The organism is Paraburkholderia sp. HD33-4 (assembly GCF_021390635.1).
Taxonomy (GTDB): Bacteria; Pseudomonadota; Gammaproteobacteria; order Burkholderiales; family Burkholderiaceae; genus Paraburkholderia.
The window spans coordinates 920469-942427 of sequence record NZ_JAJEJS010000003.1 but is presented as its reverse complement, the minus strand read 5'-3'; the positions used below and the strand labels follow the sequence as shown (position 1 = coordinate 942427).

Below are 21959 nucleotides of genomic sequence, written 5' to 3'. Positions count from 1 at the left end.
GCTCATCGAGCGACGGTAAGCGACGACTGACGCTGACCGGCAATCGTAAAAAGGCGCACGGTCTCATCCAGCACATGGGCGGAGTCGATCAGCCGCTGCGCGGTGGCCGTCGCCTGCTCCACGAGCGCGGCGTTCTGTTGCGTCGCGCTGTCGAGGTGCGTGATGGCCTGATTCACCTGCGAAATGCCCTTGGCCTGCTCGTCGCTTGCATTGGAGACGTCGTCGATGATGGTCAGCACGCGTCTGACCGTCTCGTCGATCACCTTCATCTGCGACGCGGTGCGGTCGATCAGTTCCGTTCCTTGCGAGACTTCCGCGACGGTCAGATCCACCACGGACTTGATCTGCCTCGCAGACTCCGCGCAACGTTGCGCGAGCATGCGCACTTCGGTGGCGACGACCGCGAACGAACGGCCGGCGTCGCCAGCACGGGCGGCTTCGACCGCTGCGTTCAATGCAATGATGTTGGTTTGAAACGCGATGCCATCGATCACACCCGTGATATCGGCGATTCGCTGCGACGCCGACGTGATGCCGGACATGGTCCGTTCAACCTGACCGACGATCTCGCCGCCGAGCGCCGCGGCATCCTGCGCCTCCCTGGCAAGTCCCAGCGCGGACGCTGCGGCGTCGGCATTGGCCTTCACGCTGGTGGTGAATTGCTCCATCGTCGCTGCCGTTTCCTCGAGCGAGGCCGCTTGCGATTCAGTGCGGCGCGCCAGATCGGCATTGCCGCTCGACATTTCACGAGCGGAGTCGACCACTCCGCCGATCTGGCCACGCACGTCCAGCACGATCGCGCCGAGGTTCGCCTTCAGTTGGTTCAGGGCGCTCAGTACGTCCGCGAAATCGCCGTTCCTCGCGATGCTCATTTCGGCAGTCAGGTCGCCGGCGGCCATTCGGGTGGCGAAACTGGACAACCCCGCGAGCGGCGCACCCAATTGCCTTTTCAGTGCGCACCAGGCGAACCCGGCCAGCACCGCGGAGATCGCGGCAGCGCTCCAGTACGGCAACGGCGGCACCCCACCGTACTGCGCGGCACCGACGAGCGGAAAGACCAGTGGCGCAATCGCATAGCCGATGCCGATGCGCGCCACGACGGAAACGCGCGTCAGTGCCTGCAGCTTGCCGGCCATCCCGGTACGCACCAGCTTTCCACGGCGCAACTCGTGCGAACGCAAAGTGCCTTCGCGCATCCGCGCGTAGGTCGACTCGGCGAGCTTCACTTCGTCGCGCGAAGGCTTGGTACGAACGCTCAGATAGCCGACGGTCTGGCCGCTTTCGATCACCGGTGTGACGTTCGCGCGTACCCAGTAATGGTCGCCGTTTTTGCGGCGGTTTTTCACAAGCGCCGTCCAGGGCTGACCGGCGCGGAGACAGTCCCACAGGTCGGCGAATGCCTCACGCGGCATGTCAGGATGCCGGACGATGTTATGGGGCGCGCCGAGCAACTCTTCTCGTGCGTAACCTGAGATCGAGATGAAAGCGGGGTTGCAATACTGAATCTTTCCTTTTACGTCTGTCGCCGAGACGAGCATTTCAGAGGCGGGGAAATCGAATTCGCGTTGAGTTACGGGTTGGTTATTGCGCATGAAGGTCGTTAGCGAGGCACCGCGCGGTGCTGAAGGCGCCGGAAGGTCGGTCAATGGGCCCTCTAACGGCAATACCCACAGAATATTTAGGGTTATCTGACTAGCTTAGTCGGGTATTCGAAAGCTTGTTGCCATCAAGTCGAAGTGCAGCTCGCCGAGTCGACCTACGCGCGGATGCGCGAAGGAACCGGTAGTGCCTCAAAAGCCTCATGATTACCAGATAGGCAAGCGTCGCCGCAACCAGGTCGATGGCAAGCATCACCGGGATATAGAACATCATCGGAATCATGAAGGCCGAAGCCGTGGGCGATGCTCGCCCATCTGAGCGCCTCACTCCCTGGCATCGGCCCATTGCGGCCAATAAAGATCACGCAAAGCACGTACAGGCCGATAAAGAGCGCGACTTTAGACGCCGTTCCAGAAACAGGTGTTGCCATAGGTGATGAGCTCTACGTTTTGTCCGGGCACTTCCTCCGGTAGCATCGCCATAGCTTCATGATCACCACATAGGCGAGCACTGTCACGATCAGTTCGATGGTCAGCCACACCACGAAATACAGGTCATCGGGATCGGAAACTCCGAGCCAGTCCGACGCACGCCACCATGGATGCGCTTCACTTGCTGTCCACTCATTCGATAGCGGGATATAACGGACCGAAATAAGAAACAACCCGATAAATAGCGCGACCTTGAACAGCCTACGGACAAGTGTTGCCATACGTGACGACCCCTACGTGTTGTCCGGGCGCTTGCTCCGACAGTGCCGCCATAGCCTCATGATCACCAGATAGCCAAGCGTCGCCACAAACAGATCAGCCAGAAGGATGATCGGAATGTACAGGTCGTCCGGGTCACGAATGCCGAGCCAATTGGCGGCGTGCAACCATGCGCGCGCCTGACTCTCTGGCATGGGTATCGGGTATGTGTGGACATATGGCACGGCCAGGCAGAACAGGCCGACAAACAGCGCGACTTTAGACGCCGCTCCAGGGAGAGGTGTTGCCATAGGTGATGAGCTCTACGTTTTGTCCGGGCACTTCCTCCGGTAGCATCGCCATAGCTTCATGATCACCACATAGGCGAGCACTGTCACGATCAGTTCGATGGTGGTCCATACCAAGATGTACAAATCTTCAGGATCGCGAATCCCGAGCGCCTGCGATGTGTACAGCCATGCGCGCGTTTCTGCCTGTGACCACTCATCGTGAAGCGGACGCACGAAAATGAGTGAGAAGAGGAAGAGGCCTGAAAACAGCACGATCTTGGTGGCCCTGCGCTCGGCTATACTCATGCGCTGTATAAACATTTCGTCTTTTGGCGCGATAGAGCTGCCAACCTTTTAAGATTTCGAAACAGGCCGACAAAGAGAACCTACTTGAACAGTCTAGGGGCAGGTGTTGCCATGCGTGATGACTGCATCGTTGATCCGATACCACTTGATTTCGGCCGATTGCAGCGTTTGCCCCTTCGCCACGGCCTTGTAAAGATAAGGCGTCGCCGCATCAAACTCCTTTTCGAACGAGACCGGCGAGTAAGCACGCGCGCCGGTGATGTTGCCGTTGGCAGCATCTACCGGCAGATTTACACCGTGTCCAAAGCTGATAATTTCAATGCTTCCTTGGCGATCCTGAACGGTCGACGAACCTTTTATGTCTGCACCGCCATCATCTTTCAGCCACATGTGCGCGGGGATCGGCATCTCAAAGAGCTCCCTGAAAACGATTAAAGTGAATTACCGCTGGTACGCGAGTAGATCACGGTTCGTATTTCGCGATGACGCATATCGAATGAGGCACCTTTCATTTGACAATGAATGACAGATTCAACGACTCAAAAGCAAACGCCCCGGCAATGCGGGGCGTTTGCTTTTGCGCTGGCAGTACCTGCGCTATTCGGAAGCGACCTCGCCCTCGCGCTCGGAAAGGCGATCGGCAGTCCACGCGTCAACCTCGTTCTCCGACCAGCGCACCGCACGCGAACCGATGCCATGTGCCTGTCGCGGCGACGTCCGGCGACATCAACGTCACTTTCGCGCGGCCCTCTTCTTCCTTTCCGGAACTTCGACGGCAGTGTCGACCGGTGTGAACGGCGCCTGAAAATGATCGACGAGGAAGTCGATGAAGGCTCGCGCCCGCGCCGTCTGATTGCGCTGCCTGGGGTAATAGACGAACAGGTCCGCCGACGGCAGCACGGTATTTGGCAACACCAGCTTGAGGCGCCCGCTCTGTACATACTTGGCCAGATCCCATTCGGAGCGAATCAGAATCCCATGACCGTCGAGCGCCCACCGGAGGGCAATGTCGCCATCATTGCTCGATAACGCGCCTTTGACTTTGATCGCCTCGATGTGGTCGTTCACGATGTAGCGCCACACGCCGTAAGCGTCATCGTTCTGCCGGTGAATGATGCAGCGATGCTGATGCAGGTCCTCCACGCGCTCGGGCGTTCCAAAGCGCTCCAGATATTTCGGCGACGCGCAAAGAAAACGGCGATTGCTCATGATGCGCCTCGCGCTCAGCCGACTGTCGGGTAGCTCGCCGAACCGTATCGCCATGTCGAACGCGCCTTCGACGAGATCGACCGGTCGGTCCGTGACCTCGAACTGAACTTCGACATTCGGAAAACGCTTCGCGAAGTCGGAGACGAGCGGTGCAATCGTCGTCCTGCCGAAACCTAGCGTCGCGTTGATGCGTAACGGCCCATGCGGATCGCGTCTGGCTCCGGAAATCGCCTCTTCCATCTCGCGGACCTGGCCGACGATCTGGGACGCGTAGCGCAGATAGGTCTCTCCCTCGGGCGTCAGGCTGACGCTGCGCGTGGTCCGGTTGACCAGTCGCGCGCCGAGCCGCTGCTCGATGATTCCCAGCCGCTTGGTCGCCGCCGGCGGACTGAGATCGAGCGCCCGGGCGGCGCCGGACATGCTCCTCAGTTTCGCAAGGAGAATGAAGAACTCAAAGTCGGATGCGGGAGCAGTACTCACTTTTGGTGAAATATGTAGTGAACTGAAGTGAATTCTAGCAGGCTGTTTCGCGGCTAAGCTAGGCACCACATTGAAGCCGAGGTGGCTCAATAACTGTTCAAATCTCTGGAGGCAGTGGCGTGAGAATCGTTGAAATCCGCGAAAAGACCGTTCCGATCAGTTCCCCGATCCGGAATGCCTACATCGACTTCAGCAAGATGACTCTGAGTCTGGTCGCCGTCGTCACGGACGTGATCCGCGACGGCAAGCCGGTGATCGGCTACGGCTTCAACTCGAACGGCCGTTACGGCCAGGGCAAGCTGATGCGCGAGCGTTTCATCCCGCGCCTGCTCGAGGCCGACCCGGCCTCGCTCGTCGACGACGCGGGCGACAACCTCGATCCCCACAAGATCTGGGCGACGATGTTCATCAACGAGAAGCCCGGTGGCCACGGCGAGCGGTCCGTCGCGATCGGCACGATCGACATGGCCGTCTGGGATGCGGTGGCGAAAATCGCCGGCAAACCGCTGTTTCAGCTGCTCGCGCAACGCTACGGCGATGGCGAGGCCAACCGCAAGATCTTCGTCTACGCGGCGGGCGGCTACTACTATCCGGGCCAGGACCACGAAAAGCTCAAGGACGAGATGCGCAGCTACATCGACCGGGGCTACACGGTCGTGAAGAAGAAAATCGGCGGCGCCTCGCTCGACGAAGACCTGCGACGCATCGACTCCATCCTGAGCGTGCTGCAGGACGGCCAGAAGCTCGCGGTCGATGCCAATGGCCGCTTCGATCTCGATACGGCGATCAGCTATGCGAAGGCCCTGTCGCAGTACGACCTGTTCTGGTACGAAGAGGCGGGCGACCCGCTCGACTTCGAATTGCAGGCAACGCTGCGCAACTACTATGACAAGCCGATGGCAACCGGCGAAAACCTGTTCTCGATGCAGGATGCCCGCAACCTGATCCGCTACGGCGGTATGCGTCCCGATCGCGACTGGCTGCAATTCGACTGCGCGTTGAGCTACGGCCTCGTCGAATATCTGCGAACGCTCGACATGCTGCATCAGCATGGCTGGTCGAGGAGCCGTTGTATTCCGCACGGCGGCCATCAGATGTCGCTGAACATCGCGGCGGGCCTCGGACTTGGCGGCAACGAATCGTACCCGGACCTGTTCCAGCCATACGGCGGCTTCCCGGACGGCGTGCGCGTCGAGAACGGATACATCACGATGCCCGAGTTGCCCGGCATCGGCTTCGAAGGCAAATCCGACCTCATTGCCGAGATGCGCAAGTTGGCTGAATAGCGCGCGCCCGCAGCGGCACCGACCCGGATTCCCGGTTGAATGATTCAGAAAAAAGACGGAACGAAGCCGGCTCAATGCGGCCTTCCCGCGCTGCTGCGTGGGGGGCCGCATTTTCCCTTTGAAGACGCCAGACATAGGAGACAAAGATGCCCGTATCGAAAGTAAGAAGAGCACTTTCCAAGCTGTACGTTCAGGTCCTCATCGGGATCGTGGCCGGTATCCTGCTGGGCCACTTCTACCCCGATATCGCGTCGCAGATGAAACCGCTGGGCGACCTGTTCATCAAGCTGATCCGGATGCTGCTTGCGCCGATCATCTTCGCGTCGGTGGTGGTCGGCATTGCGCGCATGAACGACCTCCATCAAGCGGGCCGCGTAGGCGTGAAAGCCCTGCTGTATTTCGAACTGGCATCGACGATCGCGCTGATAGCGGGCATGGTGGTCGTGAATGTCATCCAACCCGGCAGCGGCATGAACATCGATCCGTCGCAAATCGATGCCGCCGCGATTTCGACCTACACGCACGCGGCGCAGCAACACGGCATGCTCGAGTTCTTCATGAGCATCGTTCCGAATAGCATCGTCGGGGCATTCGCCAAAGGCGAGATGCTTCCCATCATTTTCTTTTCAGTTCTGCTGGCCATCTCGCTGGCCAGGATCGGACCTCGCGCCGCGCCATTCGTCGACATGCTCGACCTGTTCCTTCAAGGCATGTTCGGCGTCGTGCGAATCGTCATGTACGTTGCGCCGATCGGCGCCTTCGGGGGCATGGCCTTCACCATCGGCAAATACGGCATCGGCACGCTGGCATCGTTCGGCGAGTTGATGCTTTGTCTGTATCTGACTTCGTTCTTCTTCGTGTTCGTCGTGCTTGGCCTTGTCATGAAAATGTGCGGGATATCGCTGTGGAAGTTTCTCCGCTACATCAAGGACGAGATTCTGATTACACTCGGCACGGCGTCGACGGAAGCGGTGCTGCCGCAGATGCTGATCAAGATGGAGGCGATGGGCTGTTCCCGCCCCGTCGTCGGCATGGTGTTGCCCACCGGCTACACGTTCAATGCCGATGGAACGGCGATCTATCTGACGATGGCGGCCTTGTTCATCGCCCAGGCAATGAACGTTCATTTGAGCATCTGGGACCAGTTGCTCGTGCTCGGCGTGCTGCTGCTCACGTCGAAGGGCTCCGCCGGCGTGGCCGGAGCGGGATTCGTCGCACTGGCCGCGACGCTGGCCTCGATGCACAAGATTCCCGTGGAAGGCCTCGTGCTGCTGCTCGGCGTCGACCGCTTTCTCAACGAGGCGCGCGCAGTCACCAACCTGATCGGCAATGGCGTTGCGACCGTCGTCGTCGCTCGCTGGGAGGGTCAACTCGACAGGAACATCGCGCGCGCGGTTCTGGATCGCGAGAACACGGCTCACTTCCACGTACCGGGTCCTGCCGCGCAACCCGCGGTCACGTCGGCACCGACCGCCGAAGCGGCCGCGCGTTCCAGCGCGCATTAGCGTAGGTGCGAAAGGCGCCGAAGGCGGCGGCGCGGCAACGCCGCCATCGACCCGATCCGGCCGGACGCGGCCGAACCGGGGTGTGCGCCGCGCGACTCTACGGCTCGCCGGATCATCAATAGAACTGAACTTTTTGGGCCGGGTGCCGTTAACCCAACGGTATCTCACTCCACCGAATTCAGCATGAAACTGACCATCAAGTTCCGTCTTCTCGCCACCCTCACCTTGCTCGGGTTCCTGCTGACGGTGACCGGCGTGCTGGGTATCGCCGGCATGCGTGGTTCGAACCATGCCGTGGCGCAGGCGTACACCAACGACGTGGCTGCCGCCACCGCGCTCGGCAAGTCCAACCTGAACCTGACGGTCGTGCGCACCACGCTCGATCGCGTGCTGTTGCACCCGGAGGCAGCGGATCGAGCCGCACTGATCGATAAGGCGCGCAACTACCTCGCCGTCTCCGACGAGGCCTGGAAAGAGTACCGCGCACTGCCCGTCTCCGACGCGGAGGCGGCCTTGTCGAAGGCCGTTGCCGACGCCCGCGAAGCGATGCTGCATGGCGCACTCGAGCCGATGATGGATGCGATGAGCCATGGCGATCATGATGGCGCCGACCATCTCGCGATGGTCGTGATGCCGCCGTTTGCGGCAGCTCTGACGCAGAAATCCGCGGAGTTGGACAAGTTTCGCAACGCGCAGGGCAATGCGCGCTACAGCACGGCACAGCATAGCTACCAGACGCTAGTAACTATTACCGGAATCGCGATCGCCGTCGGTCTTCTGAGCTGCGTCACCTGCGGTTTCACGCTGCTTCGCGCGATCGCGCGCCCGATCGATATGACGGTGCGCCATGTCGAGCGGCTCGCTCAGGGTGACATGTCGCAGCAATTGCGCTTGAACAGCGATGACGAAATGGGTCGCCTCGTCAAAAGCGTCGGGCAGATGCAGAAGGACATCGGCACGATGATCGAACAGATCGCGCGCGGCAGCGAGTCGATCGCGTCGGCGACCCAGCAGATCTCGGCCGGCAACGCGGACCTGTCGGCGCGCACCGAGACACAGGCGGCGTCCATCGAGGAAACGGCGGCAAGCATGGAACAACTCACCAACGCTGTCAGCGAAAACGCCGCGCACGCGCGTGAAGCGCGCGAACTGGCGGACGCGACGAAGGCCACGGCCGGTGCGGGCGCGGACGTGGTGCGTCAGGTCATCGTCGCGATGAGCGACATTCAGGACGGCGCGAAGAGGATGGGCGAGATCATTGGCGTGATCGAAGGCATCGCCTTTCAGACCAACATTCTTGCACTGAATGCGGCGGTCGAGGCCGCTCGCGCCGGAGAGGAAGGACGGGGTTTTGCCGTCGTCGCTGGCGAGGTACGCAATCTCGCCCAGCGCTCGGCGACCGCGGCGAAGGAAATCAAGGAGCTGATCGACGCGTCGACAGCGCGCGTCGCGGACGGTTCGCGCCTCGTCGGTCGGGCCGGCGAGACCATGGGCGAAGTACAGACGGCCGTCAGCCGCGTCACGTCGATCATGAGCGACATCGCCACGGCGTCGGCCGAACAGAGCGATGGCATCGAGGAAATCAATCGCGCGATTACGCAGATGGATCAGATGTCGCAGCAAAATGCCGCGCTGGTGGAGCAGGCAGCCGCGGCGGCCGCGTCGCTAACCGAGCAGACTGGCCTGTTGACACAGGCGGCGGGCCGATTTCGCTTTGCGTCGATCTCCTGATATCGCTGCGTAGGCTCGCCTGCCGCTGCAGGCCTTAGCGGCGCGCGTCGCCGGAGGTCGTGGCGTCGGGCTCACTGGTCGGCACCGCCTCGAGAAAGCCGCGCCCCATCTCCGCCTCGAAGCGCGAAGCGCTGCCCTCCCAGATGATGCGCGCGTGTTCGAGCACGTACACACGATCGGCATGCGGCAGCGCAAACCTGACGTTCTGCTCGCCCAGCAACACGGTAATGGGCGTGGACTTCTGCAGCGAATCCAGCGCCTTCGACAATTGCTCGAGAATCACGGGCGCGAGCCCGAGTGTCGGTTCGTCGAGAATCAGCAGCTTCGGCTGGGTCATCAGCGCACGCGCGATCGCGAGCATTTGCTGCTCGCCGCCGGAAAGCGTGCGGGCGGTTTGCCCCTGGCGCGACTTCAGGATCGGAAAGAGATCGAACAGCCAGGACAGCTGTTTTGCGCGCGCCGTTTCGGCCAGATGATATCCGCCGAGTTCGAGATTCTCGCGTACCGTCATGTCGCCGAATAGCTCGCGCGTTTCCGGGCATTGCACGAGACCGGCGCGCGAGATCGCGGCACCGCTGATGCCGCGCAGATCGCGCCCGTCGAAGCGGATCGTCCCCTTGTACGGCACGAGCCCCGACAGCGCGTTGAATAACGTCGTCTTGCCCGCGCCGTTCAGACCGACTACCGATACGAACTCGCCCTCGCGCACCTGCAGACTGACGTCGTCGAGTGCGCACGCCTTGTCGTAGAGCACGCGCACTCCGCTCACCTCGAGAATCGTGGGCTTCGCATCGCCCGCGGCGCCAGTGCGCTGGCGCAGCTCCAGCTTGCCGCCCAAATAGACCCGGCGCACCGTCTCGTTCTGCATCACCTGTTCCGCGGTGCCCTCGGCGACATGTTCGCCAAGGTACATCGCGAGTACGCGGTCGGCCAACGCGGACAGACTTTTGACGTTGTGATCGACCAGCAGCACGGCGCGGCCTTCGGCACGAAAGCCGCGAATCAGCTCGGAAAACGCCGCCGATTCCGCCACCGTCAGTCCCGCGAACGGCTCGTCCACCAGCACGACCTGCGGGTCGCGCGCAATCGCTTTGGCCATCTCCATGCGGCGCAGATCCGCAAAGGGCAGCGTCGCCGGATGCCGGTGCATGACCGCGGCAAGGCCCACACGCGCCGCAATTTCCTGCGCGCGCTGATGCACGTGGGGCTCGGCGGCGAGCTTGACGAGCGAATCAGGAAGCAGCGCGAGCTTGATGTGTTCCAGCACCGTCTGCCGATGGAGCGGCCGCGAATGTTGAAACACGATGCCTACGCCTGCGCGCGCGATCCGGTGCGGCGCCCAGCCCGCCATCTCCACGCCATTCACCTTGACCGACCCCGCGTTGGGCCGCTCGATGCCCATGATCAGTTTCATGACCGTGGACTTGCCCGAGCCGTTTGGTCCGATCAGCCCGAGAATCTCGCCGGGCCGGATGTCGAAGCCGATATCCTTGACGGCGACGAGACCGCCGAAGCGCTTGGTCAGCCCGCGTACGGAAAGCAGCGGCGTGTCGTTCATTGGCGCTCCCTCGCACGCAGCAGATTGCCGAGCAGGCCGTCCGGAAAGAACAGCAGCGCAGCGAGCGCGACCGCCGCGACGACGAACGTGTTGAGCTGGCCGAGCGGACGCAGGAACTCGCCGGCGACGATCAGGAAGATCGAGCCGAGCACCGCGCCGAGTATCGTGCGGCGTCCGCCGAGCACGGCCGCGATGATGATCTGTACGCCCACGCTCAGATCCACGACCGTGCTCACGGAAGCCGTGCCCTGGTAGAACACCAGCATCGCGCCGGCCACGCCCGAGAAAACCGCGCTGATGCAGAAGGCCACGAGCTTGTGCCGCGTGACATTGAAACCGAGCGCCTGCGCGCCGGTCGCGTCCTGGCCGCTTGCCTGCAGAATCAGACCGACCGCCGAACGCGACAGGCCGAACAGCAGGATCGCGCAAACGATCAGGAACGCGAGCGCGATCCAGTAGTTGTGATTCGCATCGACCGACATCACGTCCGGCACCATCATGCCGATTTCGCCGCCCGTCACGCCCGCAAAGATCACGATGGCGTTCTGCAACAGCAGCACGGCCACCAGTGTGACGAGCCCGAAGTAAGGACCGCGCAGCCGCAGCGCCGGCACCGCGAGCAGCAGGCCGCCCACCAGCGCGACGCCGCCGCCCGCGAGCACGCAAACGGGTATCGGCAGGCCCCATCTGGCGTCGAGGATCGCAGCCGAGTAGGCGCCGAGTCCGATCAGGAACGTCGGCCCGAAGTTGACCTCGCCGGCAAAGCCGAACAACAGGTCCCAGGACATGGCGAACACGCCGAAGTAGTACGCAACGGTGAGCACGCCGAGGATGTAGCCCGACAGCCACCACGGCAACGTCGCCGCCATCACGGCGAGCGCCACGGCGATCCATGCGCCGCGCGAACGAAGAAGAACGGACATGAGGGTACGCTCCATTCGCACGGTTAGCGCCGTCCCAGGAAGCCCTGGGGGCGCACGTACACCACGAGCACCAGCAGCAGCAACGCGGGCAGCGGTCGCAGCGTCGGCGCAATCAGATAGGCCGTGACGGTTTCCAGATAACCGACCACATACGCGGCCATCAACGAACCGGATACGCTGCCGAGCCCGCCCAGCACGACGATCGAGAACGCGCTGGCCGTCAGTTGCCCCGCATTGTTGGTGCTCACGCCGAGGAACGAAGCGAGCAGCACGCCGGCAATACCGGCCAGCACGCCATAGATGCTCCACGCGAGAAGATAGATCCGGGACAGTTCGAAACCGAGCAGCGTGAGTCCACGCGGATTCATCGAAGCCGCGAGCAGCGCCTTGCCTGCGCGGGTGCGGTTCACGAACAGCCACAACATGCCGATCACCGCCCAGCAGACCACGGCGATCATGATTTCGTTGAACGGCACGCGCACGCCGCCGACCATCGCCACACCGCTGATCAGCGGGCGCATCGTCACCGGATTGTCGGTGAAGAGCCACGCCATGCCCTGCTGGATCATGATGCCCCACAGCAGCGTGCCGGTGAGCACGAAGATTTCCTTCTCTTCGCCGGGAATCGCGGCCGAGCGTTGGATGGGCCGCACCACCATCAGGTAGGTGACGAAGGCCGTCACGAGACCCGCCAACACGCCGAGCAGCGTGCCGAGATAGGTGCCGAGTCCGGCCTCGCCCGCGAGCATCCAGCCCATCAGCGCCGCGACCAGCATCACGCCGCCGTGCGCGAGATTCAGGATGCCGGAGACGCCGAAGATCAACGTGAAACCGATCGCGCCAAGCGCGTACAGGGAACTGATGGCAAAGCCGTCGACCAGAATCTGCAGTAGCAACATGCCCGGCCTTTCACGTGGTTAGGGTGTCGATGCGTGTGCTGTGCGGGCCTGCGTTATGCGCAGGCCCGCACAGACCGAGGCAACCTCCATCGCTTTCGTCAGCGTTGCGCGACTAGTTCGCGCTTGCCTGCTGCACCTTGATGAAGGTCGGGAATTTCACCGTGCCGTTGGCAATCGACTTGGGCCAGATCGCGACCTGCTTGCCGTTCTGCCATTGCAGGTTGATGCCGGTGATATAGCCCGGCCCGTACTTCAGCGCGTGCGTGAACTGATCGCTCTTGCCGTAGAACTGCCAGCGTCCGATCGTGCCCACGTAGTCGGTTTTCTCGAGCGCGTCGACCATCTGGTCCGGATCGGTCGAGCCCTTGTTGCGCTTGATCGCGTCCGCGATGATGTAGACGAGGTCGTAGCTCGTGAAGCCGCAATACGCCGGAGAGACGCCGAACTTCTTCTGGTACTCATCCGTGAAAGGCACCGTTTTCGGCGTGATCGCCACGCCCGGCGCCGCGGCCGAGGCCGTGATTACGCCTTCGGTCGCGCCGTTGGTGTCCTTCCAGAAGCTCGTGGTGGTGGCCTGCGAGCTTTGGCCCGACATCGGGATCGGCACTTGCTGGTCGTGCCATTGCACGGTCGGCTGCACGCCAACGTGGCTGATGCCGGTGGTGATCGTATCGGGGTGCTTCGCCTCGATCTGGTTGAAGATCGGCGTGAAGTCGGAGGTATCGGGATTGAAGCGGATATGGTCGAGCACCTGAAGTCCCGCTTTGGGCAGGCATTCGAGGTAGCGGTCGTCGAGCGGCTTGGTCCACGCGGCGTCCTCGCTCATGACGACCGTCGTTTTCATCTTGAACTGGCCGACGAGGACGTCGTGCGAGAAGTCGCAGATCGATTGTGCAATGAACGCCGACGTCATCCAGCCGTGGAACGTGTACTTGTAGTGGTCGTAGTCGTCGTGGACGTGCTTCGAAATATCGTTGCTTGCCGCGCCGGGCGTGATGAAAGGCACCTTCAGGCGCCCGGACCACGGTTCCATGGCGAGCGCCACTTCGCTGATGTAGCTGCCGATCACGGCAACCACCTTGTCCTGGGTCGCTGCGCGCTGGAAGGCGCGCACGCCGTCCGAGGCCGACGAATGGTCGTCGTACGCGACGATCTGGATGGGCCGGCCATTGACGCCGCCGCTGGCATTGATCTGGTCCGCGGCGAGCTGCGCGGCCTTGCTGATCGAGGCTCCCGCCACCGAGGATTCTTCGCTGATCACGCCGATCTTGATCGGCTCGGCCGCCGCATGGGCGCCTGCCGCCAGACCTAGCCCCGCCGCTACCATCCCCGTCGCGACGACGCAATGAAAGTTCCGCCACACACTGTTACTGGACATCATGCATCTCCGATTCGAATGGATCGTTGAGCAACAATTGCCGGCCACGTTGCATTTGAAGAATGCGCACACAACAATATTCACCGGCTTTGCAGCGCTCAATCGGTACAAACGATGAGCGGGTCGCTACGGATTTCATGGTGCAGAGCGGAAAAATCTGGTCGTGCGCGCCTCGGGGATACGGCTTTATCCAGACCAGCGGAAATGGATACCGGTCGCGAGAATAGCGGCCTTTTTTCTGTCAATCATTCGTCATGCGAAGTATTTTTGCCGCTTCGCATTCTTTTCTGGCTTTGCGCAACGGCGTACGCCGAGCGTCGCACATTTACGGTCTTTTTGCCGTCAGGTAGGCGATACGCGATGCGTCGAACTGCTTCCCGCTTTCGAAGATCGCCCGCATTCGACCTTCCAGGTACTCCCGCTCATCGCGCGTGAATTGCTTCTCGAAGATCTCTTCGAGGGTCGGTGCCAATGGGTGAGGTGACGTACGAATAAAGGTTTCCCACGACAGACGGTCCTCGGTTCGCACATCGATATGCAATTCCAGATGAATGTCGGTAAATCCCGCATCGATCGCGAATCGGACCAGATCGCGCTCGCCATAGTTCGTGATGGGCAGCGAGCGCGCCTTTTCCTCGGTATCAGGGAACTGTGCCGCGCGGCATCGGAGCAGCAGAGGAAAGAATGGGTCGTCGGTCTGGATCGCGCGAGTATCGATCAATCGCTTCAGCATGCAAACCTCGAGCGCTTCATCGCGCAGGATCGGCTCGGCGATCGCAAAGCGGCCACCCGGTTTGAGTATGCGATAAAGCTCGCGCATCGCGGCGGGTTTGTCTTCCACATACGCGAGCACAGCGCGCATCGTGGCCGCATCGACGGATTCGTCGGCAATTCCCGCGAGTTTTTCCGCGGATCCGTGGGCATACGTGCACTGTCCGCTCACACCCAGGGCGCGGGCGGTCTCTTCCGTGTGCCGGAGCAAGGGCGCCGAAATGTCCGTCATGATCACGTGAATCGAGGCGCCGGCTCGTTCGATCGCCCGGAATCCTACGAGACCATCGCCCGTGCCGATGTCGGCCACGGTCATGCCGGAATGAAGGCGAACGAAATCCAGCACGCGGTCCGCGTACTTCGTGATCTCGACGCGGACGCTGTCTTCATGCGCGCGATCGTCGCCATGGCGCAGCTTGAGAATCCAATTCGACCAGTTGTCGTGCGTTGCGTCGTTCGTGGGTGCCGACAAGATGACGTTCCTGAGCAATCGTGAAAAATGCGGCGGATGATAGCTTCAGAACCTGAAGACGTCCTTAACGAGTTGAGGATCATCTGTATCGTGGAGCTGCAATACCTATTCGGCGAGAAGTATTCCGGGAATTGATGTTCAATAATAGTTTCCCGAATGGACACGTCGTGTCCGTACTTTCCGGTGCCCCCGATCATCACAAGGTGAGCTGGCAGCTCAAGTAGCCCCATGCCGCAGCGCATCAACCCGCGCCATTGATCAGCGGAGGGCAGTCACGGCGCGACAGCCGATCACGCGGCAAGCGTGCGTGCGGGCCCGAACACTACGCGGCAACCCTGCTTGCTGACACATGTACGTCATGATAGGTTGCTGCAATTCCCGCTGCCGCATCTGGCATCTATTTTCAGCGTCGCTGCGCGCAATCAAAAAAAGCGGGATGGGTTGCTCTGGACTCATCGTACGCATACGCCTTTCCCCAAGAGGAATTCAAGAGCCATGGCTTCAATGATCCAGCGGACGACCCTGTTCGCCTGCCTCCGCGCGACTTGCGTCGCGGCTTCCCTGTCCATCGCCGCGCTTGGCGCCCATGCCGCCGATCTGGTGATCGCGGGCCGGGACGACATCTACGGCCGTGGACTCGCGCAGGCCGTGGACGGCTACAAGAAACAGCACCCGGGCGTCGATATCGAGTTGCTGAAGCTGCCGAACAACGACCTCTATCAGAAGCTGAAGCTGTCGTTACGCGAAAACACGCGCGCCTATGACCTGGTGATGATGGACGACACCTGGTCGCCCGAATTCATCGCCAACGGCTGGCTTCAGCCGCTGCCCGCCACGCTCGCGGATGCCGACATGGTGACTTCCACGGTCTCCCTCGGACGCGCGCCGACGGGGACCTTGTACGCGATGCCGATCGTCGGCAACGTCGAGATGTTCGCCTATCGCAAGGATCTGCTCGCGAGTCGCGGCCTGCAGCCGCCCCGCAGCTGGGACGACGTGCTGAAGATCGCACAGACCATCGGTACGGCCGACAAGGACGTGTCGGCCGTGGTGTTTCGCGGCGTGAAGGGCAACCCGGTCGTCACCGGCTTTCTGCCGATCCTCTGGGCCTATGGCGGAGAAGTAATCGACACGAACGGCAAGGTCACGATCGATTCGCCAGAAGCGCTCGCCGCGCTGAAGATGCTGCTCGCCCTGAAGAAATGGGCACCGAAAGACGTCGACGTGTACGGCGCCGGTGAAGTGCGAGACGCGTTGCAGGGCGGCACCGCCGCGCAGGCCATCGAAGTGTGGCCCGCCTGGCTGCCCGCGCTCGACGATCCGGCAAAGTCGCGCGTAGTCGGCCAGGTCGCGCTGCAACCGCCGCCCGGACAGGTCAAGGGGCCGGCGCCGATGCTCGGCATCTGGCAAATGGGCATTGCGAAAGATGCCGCGCATGCGAAAGTGGCGGCGGATTTCCTCGCCTACCTGACTTCGTCGGCGACGCAAACGCAACTGGCCGTGCTCGGCATTCCGCCGACGCGCAAGAGCGTCTTCGCCAATCCGACACTCGTCAAGCAATATCGCTGGTATCCGGACCAGTTGAAGGCGCTCGAAGCGGGCCGTGCGCGGCCTCGCGTGAAAGACTGGCAGCAGATCGAGGCGATTCTCGGCGACGCGTTGCAACTCGCGCTGACCGGGCAGGCCGCACCCGACGCCGCCTTGCACCAGGCCGCGCAGAAGATTGCCCAGGCCAACGCCGCATTGCAGTGACTGCGGCAGTGACAGTGCAGACAAGCGCGGGAACGGGACGATGAGCCGGTTGCGAGGTTATCTGCCGCTGATCGTCCTGATGAGCCCAGCCGCGCTCGTGCTCGGCGTGCTGGCGCTCTACCCGGTGACGCGCGTGCTGATCGATTCGTTCTTCTCGGTGGACTACGCGTCCGGGCATCGCTCGTTCATCGGTCTCGCCAACTATCGATCGGTCATTGCGGACGGCGAGTTCGGCACGAGCTTCGTCAATACGATCCAGTTCATGATCGTGGCGTCGCTCGCCGAAGTCCTGTTCGGACTCGCGCTCGCGCTGCTGTTCGTCCGTGCGTTCGCGGGCCGGCGCATCGCGTTGCCGCTCGCCGTGCTGCCGATGATGCTCTCCACGCTGGTGTGCTCGGCCATCTGGCGCAACTGGCTCAATTACCGTGGCTTCCTGAATGCGCTGCTCAAAACCGCGGGTCTGCCGGCGGTGCCCTGGCTATCCGATCCGCACCTCGCGCTCTGGTCGCTGATGCTGGTCGATGTCTGGCAATGGACGCCGATGGCATTCCTGATCATTCTCGCGGGGCTACAGTCGATTCCGCCCGAAATCGCCGAAGCGGCGCGCACCGACGGCGCAAACGAATGGCAGTGTCTGCGCTACATCACGCTGCCGCTCGTTGCACCGCACGTCGCTCTCGCCATGCTCCTGCGTTCGATCGACACCTTCAAGCTGTTCGACAAGGTGTATGCATTGACGGGCGGCGGTCCGGGCAATGCCACGCAAACGCTGTCGACCTACATCTACGACACGGGCTTCCGGTTCTTCAACGTTGGGCCGGCGAGCGCGGCTTCAGTACTGATGCTGCTCACGTGCGCTGTGCTGGTCTCGGGATACATATGGAAATCGGCCGTCAAGCGCGAGCGTTGATGCCGCTCGCGCGCTTGCAGGGTTTCGCGCGACGCTCGTCCGGTGCAGCGGTGCGTGGGCTGTTGCGGCTCGGTGCGGTGGCGCTTCTGCTGCTGCCGTGCGTATGGATGGCTGGCGCGGCCTTCACGCCGACGCTGGAGCGCCTCGCCCATCCGCTCGCGTTGTGGCCTTCGGCGCCCACGTTCGAGCATTTCGCGGCGGTGTGGGAAAGCGGCATGGCCCAGTCGGTGCTGAACTCCGTGTGGGTCGCGGTCGGCGCCACGCTGCTCGCTCTCGCGCTGGCTTTTCCCGCCGCTTATGCGCTCGCCCGACTGGCGTTTCCGGCGCGACTGGATCTGCTGTTCCTGTTGCTCGTGCTGGCGCTCAAGCTGATGCCGCCGATTACCGTGGCCGTACCGCTGTTCTCGCTGGCCAAGTGGCTCCATCTGCTCGATTCGCTGTTCGGGCTGGTACTCGCGTATCAGTTGTACGCGTTGCCGATGGCGATCTGGATGTTGCTGCCGTTCGTGCGCGACGTGCCGATCGAATTCGAGGAGGCCGCAGCGCTCGACGGCGCGAACCTCGCGCAGCGCATCGCCTTCATCGTCGTGCCGCTGTGCGCGCCAGGTCTCGTTGCCACCGCCATCTTCGTGTTCATCATCGCGTGGAACGAGTTTCTGCTGGCGTTGTTGTTCGTCTCGTCGCCGAGTCATTTCACGCTGCCGCTCACCATGGCCGGTTATGTGACCGAGAACGGCATCGACTGGGGCGAACTGATGAGCGCGGGGCTGATTTCGTCTGTGCCGACACTTCTGCTCGCGGGCTATGTGCAGCGCTATCTGCTGCAGGGCTTTTCGGGCGGATTGAAGTAGCCGGCTCCGACTTCACGTCGCCGTTGCAGCAGACGCTTTGCTTACTCAGAGGTTTTCTTGCGCCCTGCCCTGACCGATCACACCGTATCGCCGGCTGACTGGATGTCGGCCATCGACGGCAGCCGCTTACTATCCGCACTGACCTTGCCGGGTAGCCACGACACCTGCGCCTATACGGTCGATGACCGGCTCGCACGTACGCAACGGGCCACGCTCGACGATCAGTTGCATCATGGCGTGCGGGTCCTCGACATCCGCTGTCGCCATGAGCGCGATCACTTTGCGATTCATCATGGCGGCATCCCGCTGGGCCTGGTATTCGACGATGTGGTGCGGACCTGCGCCCGGTTTCTCGCGCGTCATCCCGGCGAATGTATCGTCATGTCGGTCAAGGACGAATGGCCCGCGCGTGACTGCACCCGCGCGTTTGCCGCGACCTTCGAATGGTATGTGGCGCGGCACGTGGATGTGCGCTGGCATCTTGCTGCCGAGTTGCCTCTGCTGGAGGCGGTGCGCGGCAGCATCGTGCTGTTGCGGCGCTTCGCGAGCGGGAAGCCGCTCGGCATCGACCTGACGGCGTGGCCCGATAACGCGACGTTCGATATCGCCCCCGCGCCGGCGCCGTTCACCATCCAGGACGAGTTTCGCGTGCCGGTGCCGGCATCGATCGCTTACAAATGGCGCGCCATCGATTCGCTGCTGGATCTCGCACCCAATCTGTGCGGCGAGCGTTGGGTAATCAACTTTTGCAGCGGCACGGGGATGGCGGCGGCGCCGGTCGTGGTGGCGTGTGGCGATACACGGCATCGCGGCATTCACGAGCAGTTCGCCGAGCGACTCGCGGCGCGTCCACAACCATGCGGCACCGTGATGCTCGACTTTTGCGACTGGCGGGACTGGCGCCTCGTTGATGCATTGATCGACTGTAACTGGAGCCGATGAGTGGAGCCGATGAGGCTTCGTTGCGGGCATGACGTTTCCCGTGAACGTCAGCGTGGTTCCTTGTTTGCCCTGGGTTGCCGCGGTGGCGGCTTCGATTCTTGTCCGCGCTGCGCCGGCTCCCGCGTGCACGCGTCCGGCGGCGTGACATAAGGAACGTCTTCACGACAACACGCATAGATCGGAAACCCATACGCGTTCGTGCCGACGATGGTCGTTGGCCCGTGCAGCGGGCACACCGCCTTCATGGCGCCTCCTCGAGACTCATCGATCAATCGCTTCCATCTTACGCTCGCGCTCGAATGACGTTCCATGTGCGCCCGACCTGCTGTCGGCCGTTCCCGATCAACGACCGCAAGCTATAACGCAGCGTACGAGCGGCGCTATCTGGGGGCCGCCCTCGCGCGGCGCGCCGCTCGGGCGGAAGCAAGGAGTGCGAGGCAAGGTCGGTGAATTTGTCATTTCTTGCATATCGTGCAATGATGCATCCAGTGGCGATCATTACTATTTCCTGTCATCCCAGCCATTTTGGTGACATTTTGAGGGTGTACTCTGCGAAGTAGTCGAAGAGCGCCTGCATCGCGTCGCTGGCCGTGCGCGTCCTTGTCCGGGCGTTCAAACGTCGACCTCGCTCGACGACTACCCTTCATCACCGAGCATTCGTAATAAGGGTATTCACCTAGTCGTTATTCCCGAAAATTTAACATTTTGAAGTTAGAATGAACCTTCTAAAATCGATTGTCATGTCATTTCATGACAATTGAAATAGAGGTCGAAGCGTCCGGCCGGCTGGATGGCCGGACCCGCGAGGCTTAAGCCGTCATTCGACTGTTGAATTCCGGCGACGAGAAGTGCGATACGGACCGAACTGGTTTTGTAGTATTAATTTAGTCTTACTAATAATACTTTTGCTCCGGAATCCTCATTGACCGCGTTCCGCATATGCAGCGCGCATATGTCATGTGGTTTCCTGGGGCAGGCGGGTTCGAATTTCAATTCAGGAGAAGCAATGAAAGACCTTTCGTCCGAAGATTTACTGAGATTCTGCCGAACGAATGTGTCGACGTTGTTTTCGCTCGCCGCCGAAGCGTATGAAGGGGTGCAGCAGCTCGCCGGCCTGAACCGGCAGGCGGGAAGCACCATTCGGGGCATCAAGAGTCTTTGAGAAGTGCGCCGGCGCGGCACATCGCCGCTCGCTGACGCACCGACTCCATTCGCGCAATACCACAAGCGTACAAAAACCCGCGCAGTTCATTCAATGCCGAAGCCGGCCCTCCCGCAACGCTGGAGGCGGCAGCGCGTTGTGGCAAAGCAATGGCGGGTTGTGCGAGACAGCCATTGAGTATTTACGTTCCTCGCAGACATCACGAACACGGACGGAAAGGATGACGAAACGAATCGTAGTAGTAACGGGCGGCATGGGCGGCCTTGGAGAAGCGATCAGTACGAAACTGCATGACGCCGGGTACGCGGTGGTCGTCACGCACTCGCCGAACAACACCGGCGCGGACAAATGGTTGGCTGACATGGAAACGCAGGGCCGGAGCTTTCGCGCTTACCCGGTCGACGTGGCCGACTACGACTCATGCCAGCGTTGCGCGGAAACGATCCGCGCGGAAGTCGGCCCGGTGGACATCCTGGTCAACAACGCAGGCATCACCCAGGACATGACCCTCCGGAAGATGGACAAGGTCAACTGGGATGCGGTCATTCGCACCAACCTCGATTCGGTCTTCAACATGACCAAGCCGCTGTGCGAAGAGATGGTCGCACGAGGCTGGGGGCGCATCGTCAACATTTCCTCGGTCAACGGTTCAAAAGGCTCGGTCGGCCAGACCAACTACGCCGCGGCCAAGGCTGGCATGCACGGCTTTACCAAGTCACTGGCGCTGGAAGTGGCGCGCAAAGGCGTCACCGTCAACACGATTTCGCCGGGCTACCTGGCCACCAAGATGGTCACCGCAATCCCGCAGGACATCCTCGATACGAAGGTGCTGCCGCATATCCCGATGGGACGCCTCGGCAAACCCGAGGAAGTCGCGGCGCTGGTGGCCTATCTGTGCTCGGACGATGCGGGCTTCGTGACCGGCTCCAATATCGCGATCAACGGCGGCCAGCACATGCAGTAACGCGACGCACCGCGCCGGTATGCGTCGGAACATCGGACGAACCGGCGTGCGCCATTCACGCAACACCCCTGTGCTTCCATGAGAGGAACGTGTCATGAGTGAAACCTGGATGGGACTGATCATCGGGGGCTCGGCCCTCAGCATCGCAATGATCATGGTGATCGATCACTATCGCCGTGAGCGCAGACGGGCAAGACTGCTACGGCATCTGGATCATCACGAGTGGTGGCATCAACCGCGCGGGCGAATGTAAGCGCATCGTCCGTGCCAAATAAAAATCAG

20 protein-coding genes and 1 pseudogene are annotated in these 21959 nt (G+C 61.8%); 10 read left to right on the top strand and 11 right to left on the bottom strand.

Features of this window, described 5'->3' with window-relative positions; genetic code table 11:
- Positions 1 to 2: 2 nt before the first annotated feature.
- The 6 genes and pseudogenes from L0U84_RS38835 to L0U84_RS38810 all read right to left on the bottom strand — a co-directional run bounded on the left by L0U84_RS38835 (position 3) and on the right by L0U84_RS38810 (position 4513).
- Entirely contained in the window at positions 3 to 1592 is a 1590-nt protein-coding gene (locus L0U84_RS38835) for a methyl-accepting chemotaxis protein (RefSeq protein WP_233858760.1), read from the bottom strand.
- Positions 1593 to 2041: 449 nt separating this feature from the next.
- Positions 2042 to 2311: a hypothetical protein gene (locus L0U84_RS38830; RefSeq protein ID WP_233858752.1), complete on the bottom strand. Its 270-nt coding sequence runs from the start codon at positions 2309 to 2311 to the stop codon at positions 2042 to 2044.
- A 12-nt stretch (positions 2312 to 2323) separates the two neighbouring features.
- Entirely contained in the window at positions 2324 to 2599 is a 276-nt protein-coding gene (locus L0U84_RS38825) for a hypothetical protein (protein ID WP_233858750.1), read from the bottom strand.
- 12 nt (positions 2600 to 2611) lie between these two features.
- Positions 2612 to 2899: a hypothetical protein gene (locus L0U84_RS38820; RefSeq protein ID WP_326491239.1), complete on the bottom strand. Its 288-nt coding sequence runs from the start codon at positions 2897 to 2899 to the stop codon at positions 2612 to 2614.
- 108 nt (positions 2900 to 3007) lie between these two features.
- Positions 3008 to 3292 (bottom strand): annotated as a pseudogene (locus tag L0U84_RS38815) (Hcp family type VI secretion system effector); the annotation flags it as partial.
- Positions 3293 to 3616: 324 nt separating this feature from the next.
- Complete coding sequence (locus tag L0U84_RS38810) at positions 3617 to 4513, bottom strand: LysR substrate-binding domain-containing protein (protein WP_233859861.1); 897 nt, start codon at positions 4511 to 4513, stop codon at positions 3617 to 3619.
- Between the two features lie 179 nt (positions 4514 to 4692).
- Between L0U84_RS38810 and L0U84_RS38805 the strand changes: the two genes are divergently transcribed.
- The 3 genes from L0U84_RS38805 (at position 4693) to L0U84_RS38795 (ending at position 9095) form a co-directional block, all read left to right on the top strand.
- Complete coding sequence (locus tag L0U84_RS38805; protein WP_233858748.1) at positions 4693 to 5859, top strand: mandelate racemase/muconate lactonizing enzyme family protein; 1167 nt, start codon at positions 4693 to 4695, stop codon at positions 5857 to 5859.
- A 146-nt stretch (positions 5860 to 6005) separates the two neighbouring features.
- On the top strand, positions 6006 to 7364 hold the full coding sequence (gene dctA / locus L0U84_RS38800; protein ID WP_233858746.1) for a C4-dicarboxylate transporter DctA: 1359 nt from the start codon (positions 6006 to 6008) through the stop codon (positions 7362 to 7364).
- A gap of 183 nt (positions 7365 to 7547) precedes the next feature.
- A complete protein-coding gene (locus tag L0U84_RS38795) occupies positions 7548 to 9095 on the top strand; it encodes a methyl-accepting chemotaxis protein (RefSeq protein ID WP_233858735.1) in 1548 nt (515 codons plus the stop codon).
- A gap of 34 nt (positions 9096 to 9129) precedes the next feature.
- Here the strand turns inward: L0U84_RS38795 and L0U84_RS38790 are convergent, their stop codons facing one another.
- From L0U84_RS38790 to L0U84_RS38770, 5 genes are all read right to left on the bottom strand, one after another.
- A complete protein-coding gene (locus L0U84_RS38790; protein ID WP_233858726.1) occupies positions 9130 to 10653 on the bottom strand; it encodes an ATP-binding cassette domain-containing protein in 1524 nt (507 codons plus the stop codon).
- Entirely contained in the window at positions 10650 to 11576 is a 927-nt protein-coding gene (locus tag L0U84_RS38785) for a branched-chain amino acid ABC transporter permease (RefSeq protein ID WP_129959082.1), read from the bottom strand. The genes L0U84_RS38790 and L0U84_RS38785 overlap by 4 nt, the downstream gene beginning before the upstream one ends.
- Before the next feature lie 23 nt (positions 11577 to 11599).
- Positions 11600 to 12475 (bottom strand): branched-chain amino acid ABC transporter permease, encoded by an 876-nt coding sequence (locus L0U84_RS38780; protein WP_233858710.1) that lies wholly within the window; start codon positions 12473 to 12475, stop codon positions 11600 to 11602.
- Between the two features lie 112 nt (positions 12476 to 12587).
- Complete coding sequence (locus tag L0U84_RS38775) at positions 12588 to 13853, bottom strand: ABC transporter substrate-binding protein (protein ID WP_233858708.1); 1266 nt, start codon at positions 13851 to 13853, stop codon at positions 12588 to 12590.
- A 325-nt stretch (positions 13854 to 14178) separates the two neighbouring features.
- Positions 14179 to 15096, bottom strand: a complete 918-nt coding sequence (locus L0U84_RS38770; protein ID WP_267940134.1) for a class I SAM-dependent methyltransferase — start codon at positions 15094 to 15096, stop codon at positions 14179 to 14181.
- 495 nt (positions 15097 to 15591) lie between these two features.
- On the opposite strand from L0U84_RS38770, the gene L0U84_RS38765 reads away from it, so the two are divergent.
- The 7 genes from L0U84_RS38765 to L0U84_RS38735 all read left to right on the top strand — a co-directional run bounded on the left by L0U84_RS38765 (position 15592) and on the right by L0U84_RS38735 (position 21930).
- Positions 15592 to 16848, top strand: a complete 1257-nt coding sequence (locus tag L0U84_RS38765; protein ID WP_233858704.1) for an ABC transporter substrate-binding protein — start codon at positions 15592 to 15594, stop codon at positions 16846 to 16848.
- A 40-nt stretch (positions 16849 to 16888) separates the two neighbouring features.
- A complete protein-coding gene (locus tag L0U84_RS38760) occupies positions 16889 to 17758 on the top strand; it encodes a carbohydrate ABC transporter permease (RefSeq protein ID WP_233858702.1) in 870 nt (289 codons plus the stop codon).
- A complete protein-coding gene (locus L0U84_RS38755; RefSeq protein ID WP_233859860.1) occupies positions 17758 to 18609 on the top strand; it encodes a carbohydrate ABC transporter permease in 852 nt (283 codons plus the stop codon). The genes L0U84_RS38760 and L0U84_RS38755 overlap by 1 nt, the downstream gene beginning before the upstream one ends.
- Before the next feature lie 57 nt (positions 18610 to 18666).
- On the top strand, positions 18667 to 19551 hold the full coding sequence (locus tag L0U84_RS38750) for a phosphatidylinositol-specific phospholipase C (protein WP_233858700.1): 885 nt from the start codon (positions 18667 to 18669) through the stop codon (positions 19549 to 19551).
- Positions 19552 to 20557: 1006 nt separating this feature from the next.
- On the top strand, positions 20558 to 20713 hold the full coding sequence (locus L0U84_RS38745) for a hypothetical protein (protein ID WP_233858698.1): 156 nt from the start codon (positions 20558 to 20560) through the stop codon (positions 20711 to 20713).
- Positions 20714 to 20933: 220 nt separating this feature from the next.
- Entirely contained in the window at positions 20934 to 21677 is a 744-nt protein-coding gene (gene phbB / locus L0U84_RS38740) for an acetoacetyl-CoA reductase (RefSeq protein ID WP_233858696.1), read from the top strand.
- 94 nt (positions 21678 to 21771) lie between these two features.
- The gene (locus L0U84_RS38735; RefSeq protein ID WP_168991491.1) at positions 21772 to 21930 is read left to right on the top strand and encodes a hypothetical protein; all 159 of its coding nucleotides are present in this window, start codon (positions 21772 to 21774) and stop codon (positions 21928 to 21930) included.
- The last annotated feature ends 29 nt before the right edge of the window (positions 21931 to 21959 follow it).

Excerpts from the sequence above, each read along its gene's own strand:
- L0U84_RS38735 (WP_168991491.1), top strand. The coding sequence starts at position 21,772 with ATGAGTGAAACCTGGATGGGACTGATCATCGGGGGCTCGGCCCTCAGC.
- L0U84_RS38775 (WP_233858708.1), bottom strand. The coding sequence starts at position 13,853 with ATGTCCAGTAACAGTGTGTGGCGGAACTTTCATTGCGTCGTCGCGACG.
- phbB (WP_233858696.1), top strand. The coding sequence starts at position 20,934 with ATGACGAAACGAATCGTAGTAGTAACGGGCGGCATGGGCGGCCTTGGA.
- dctA (WP_233858746.1), top strand. The coding sequence starts at position 6,006 with ATGCCCGTATCGAAAGTAAGAAGAGCACTTTCCAAGCTGTACGTTCAG.
- L0U84_RS38830 (WP_233858752.1), bottom strand. The coding sequence starts at position 2,311 with ATGGCAACACTTGTCCGTAGGCTGTTCAAGGTCGCGCTATTTATCGGG.
- L0U84_RS38810 (WP_233859861.1), bottom strand. The coding sequence starts at position 4,513 with ATGTCCGGCGCCGCCCGGGCGCTCGATCTCAGTCCGCCGGCGGCGACC.
- L0U84_RS38790 (WP_233858726.1), bottom strand. The coding sequence starts at position 10,653 with ATGAACGACACGCCGCTGCTTTCCGTACGCGGGCTGACCAAGCGCTTC.
- L0U84_RS38745 (WP_233858698.1), top strand. The coding sequence starts at position 20,558 with ATGAAAGACCTTTCGTCCGAAGATTTACTGAGATTCTGCCGAACGAAT.
- L0U84_RS38765 (WP_233858704.1), top strand. The coding sequence starts at position 15,592 with ATGGCTTCAATGATCCAGCGGACGACCCTGTTCGCCTGCCTCCGCGCG.
- L0U84_RS38780 (WP_233858710.1), bottom strand. The coding sequence starts at position 12,475 with ATGTTGCTACTGCAGATTCTGGTCGACGGCTTTGCCATCAGTTCCCTG.
- L0U84_RS38835 (WP_233858760.1), bottom strand. The coding sequence starts at position 1,592 with ATGCGCAATAACCAACCCGTAACTCAACGCGAATTCGATTTCCCCGCC.
- L0U84_RS38795 (WP_233858735.1), top strand. The coding sequence starts at position 7,548 with ATGAAACTGACCATCAAGTTCCGTCTTCTCGCCACCCTCACCTTGCTC.
- L0U84_RS38820 (WP_326491239.1), bottom strand. The coding sequence starts at position 2,899 with ATGTTTATACAGCGCATGAGTATAGCCGAGCGCAGGGCCACCAAGATC.
- L0U84_RS38785 (WP_129959082.1), bottom strand. The coding sequence starts at position 11,576 with ATGTCCGTTCTTCTTCGTTCGCGCGGCGCATGGATCGCCGTGGCGCTC.
- L0U84_RS38760 (WP_233858702.1), top strand. The coding sequence starts at position 16,889 with ATGAGCCGGTTGCGAGGTTATCTGCCGCTGATCGTCCTGATGAGCCCA.
- L0U84_RS38755 (WP_233859860.1), top strand. The coding sequence starts at position 17,758 with ATGCCGCTCGCGCGCTTGCAGGGTTTCGCGCGACGCTCGTCCGGTGCA.
- L0U84_RS38825 (WP_233858750.1), bottom strand. The coding sequence starts at position 2,599 with ATGGCAACACCTCTCCCTGGAGCGGCGTCTAAAGTCGCGCTGTTTGTC.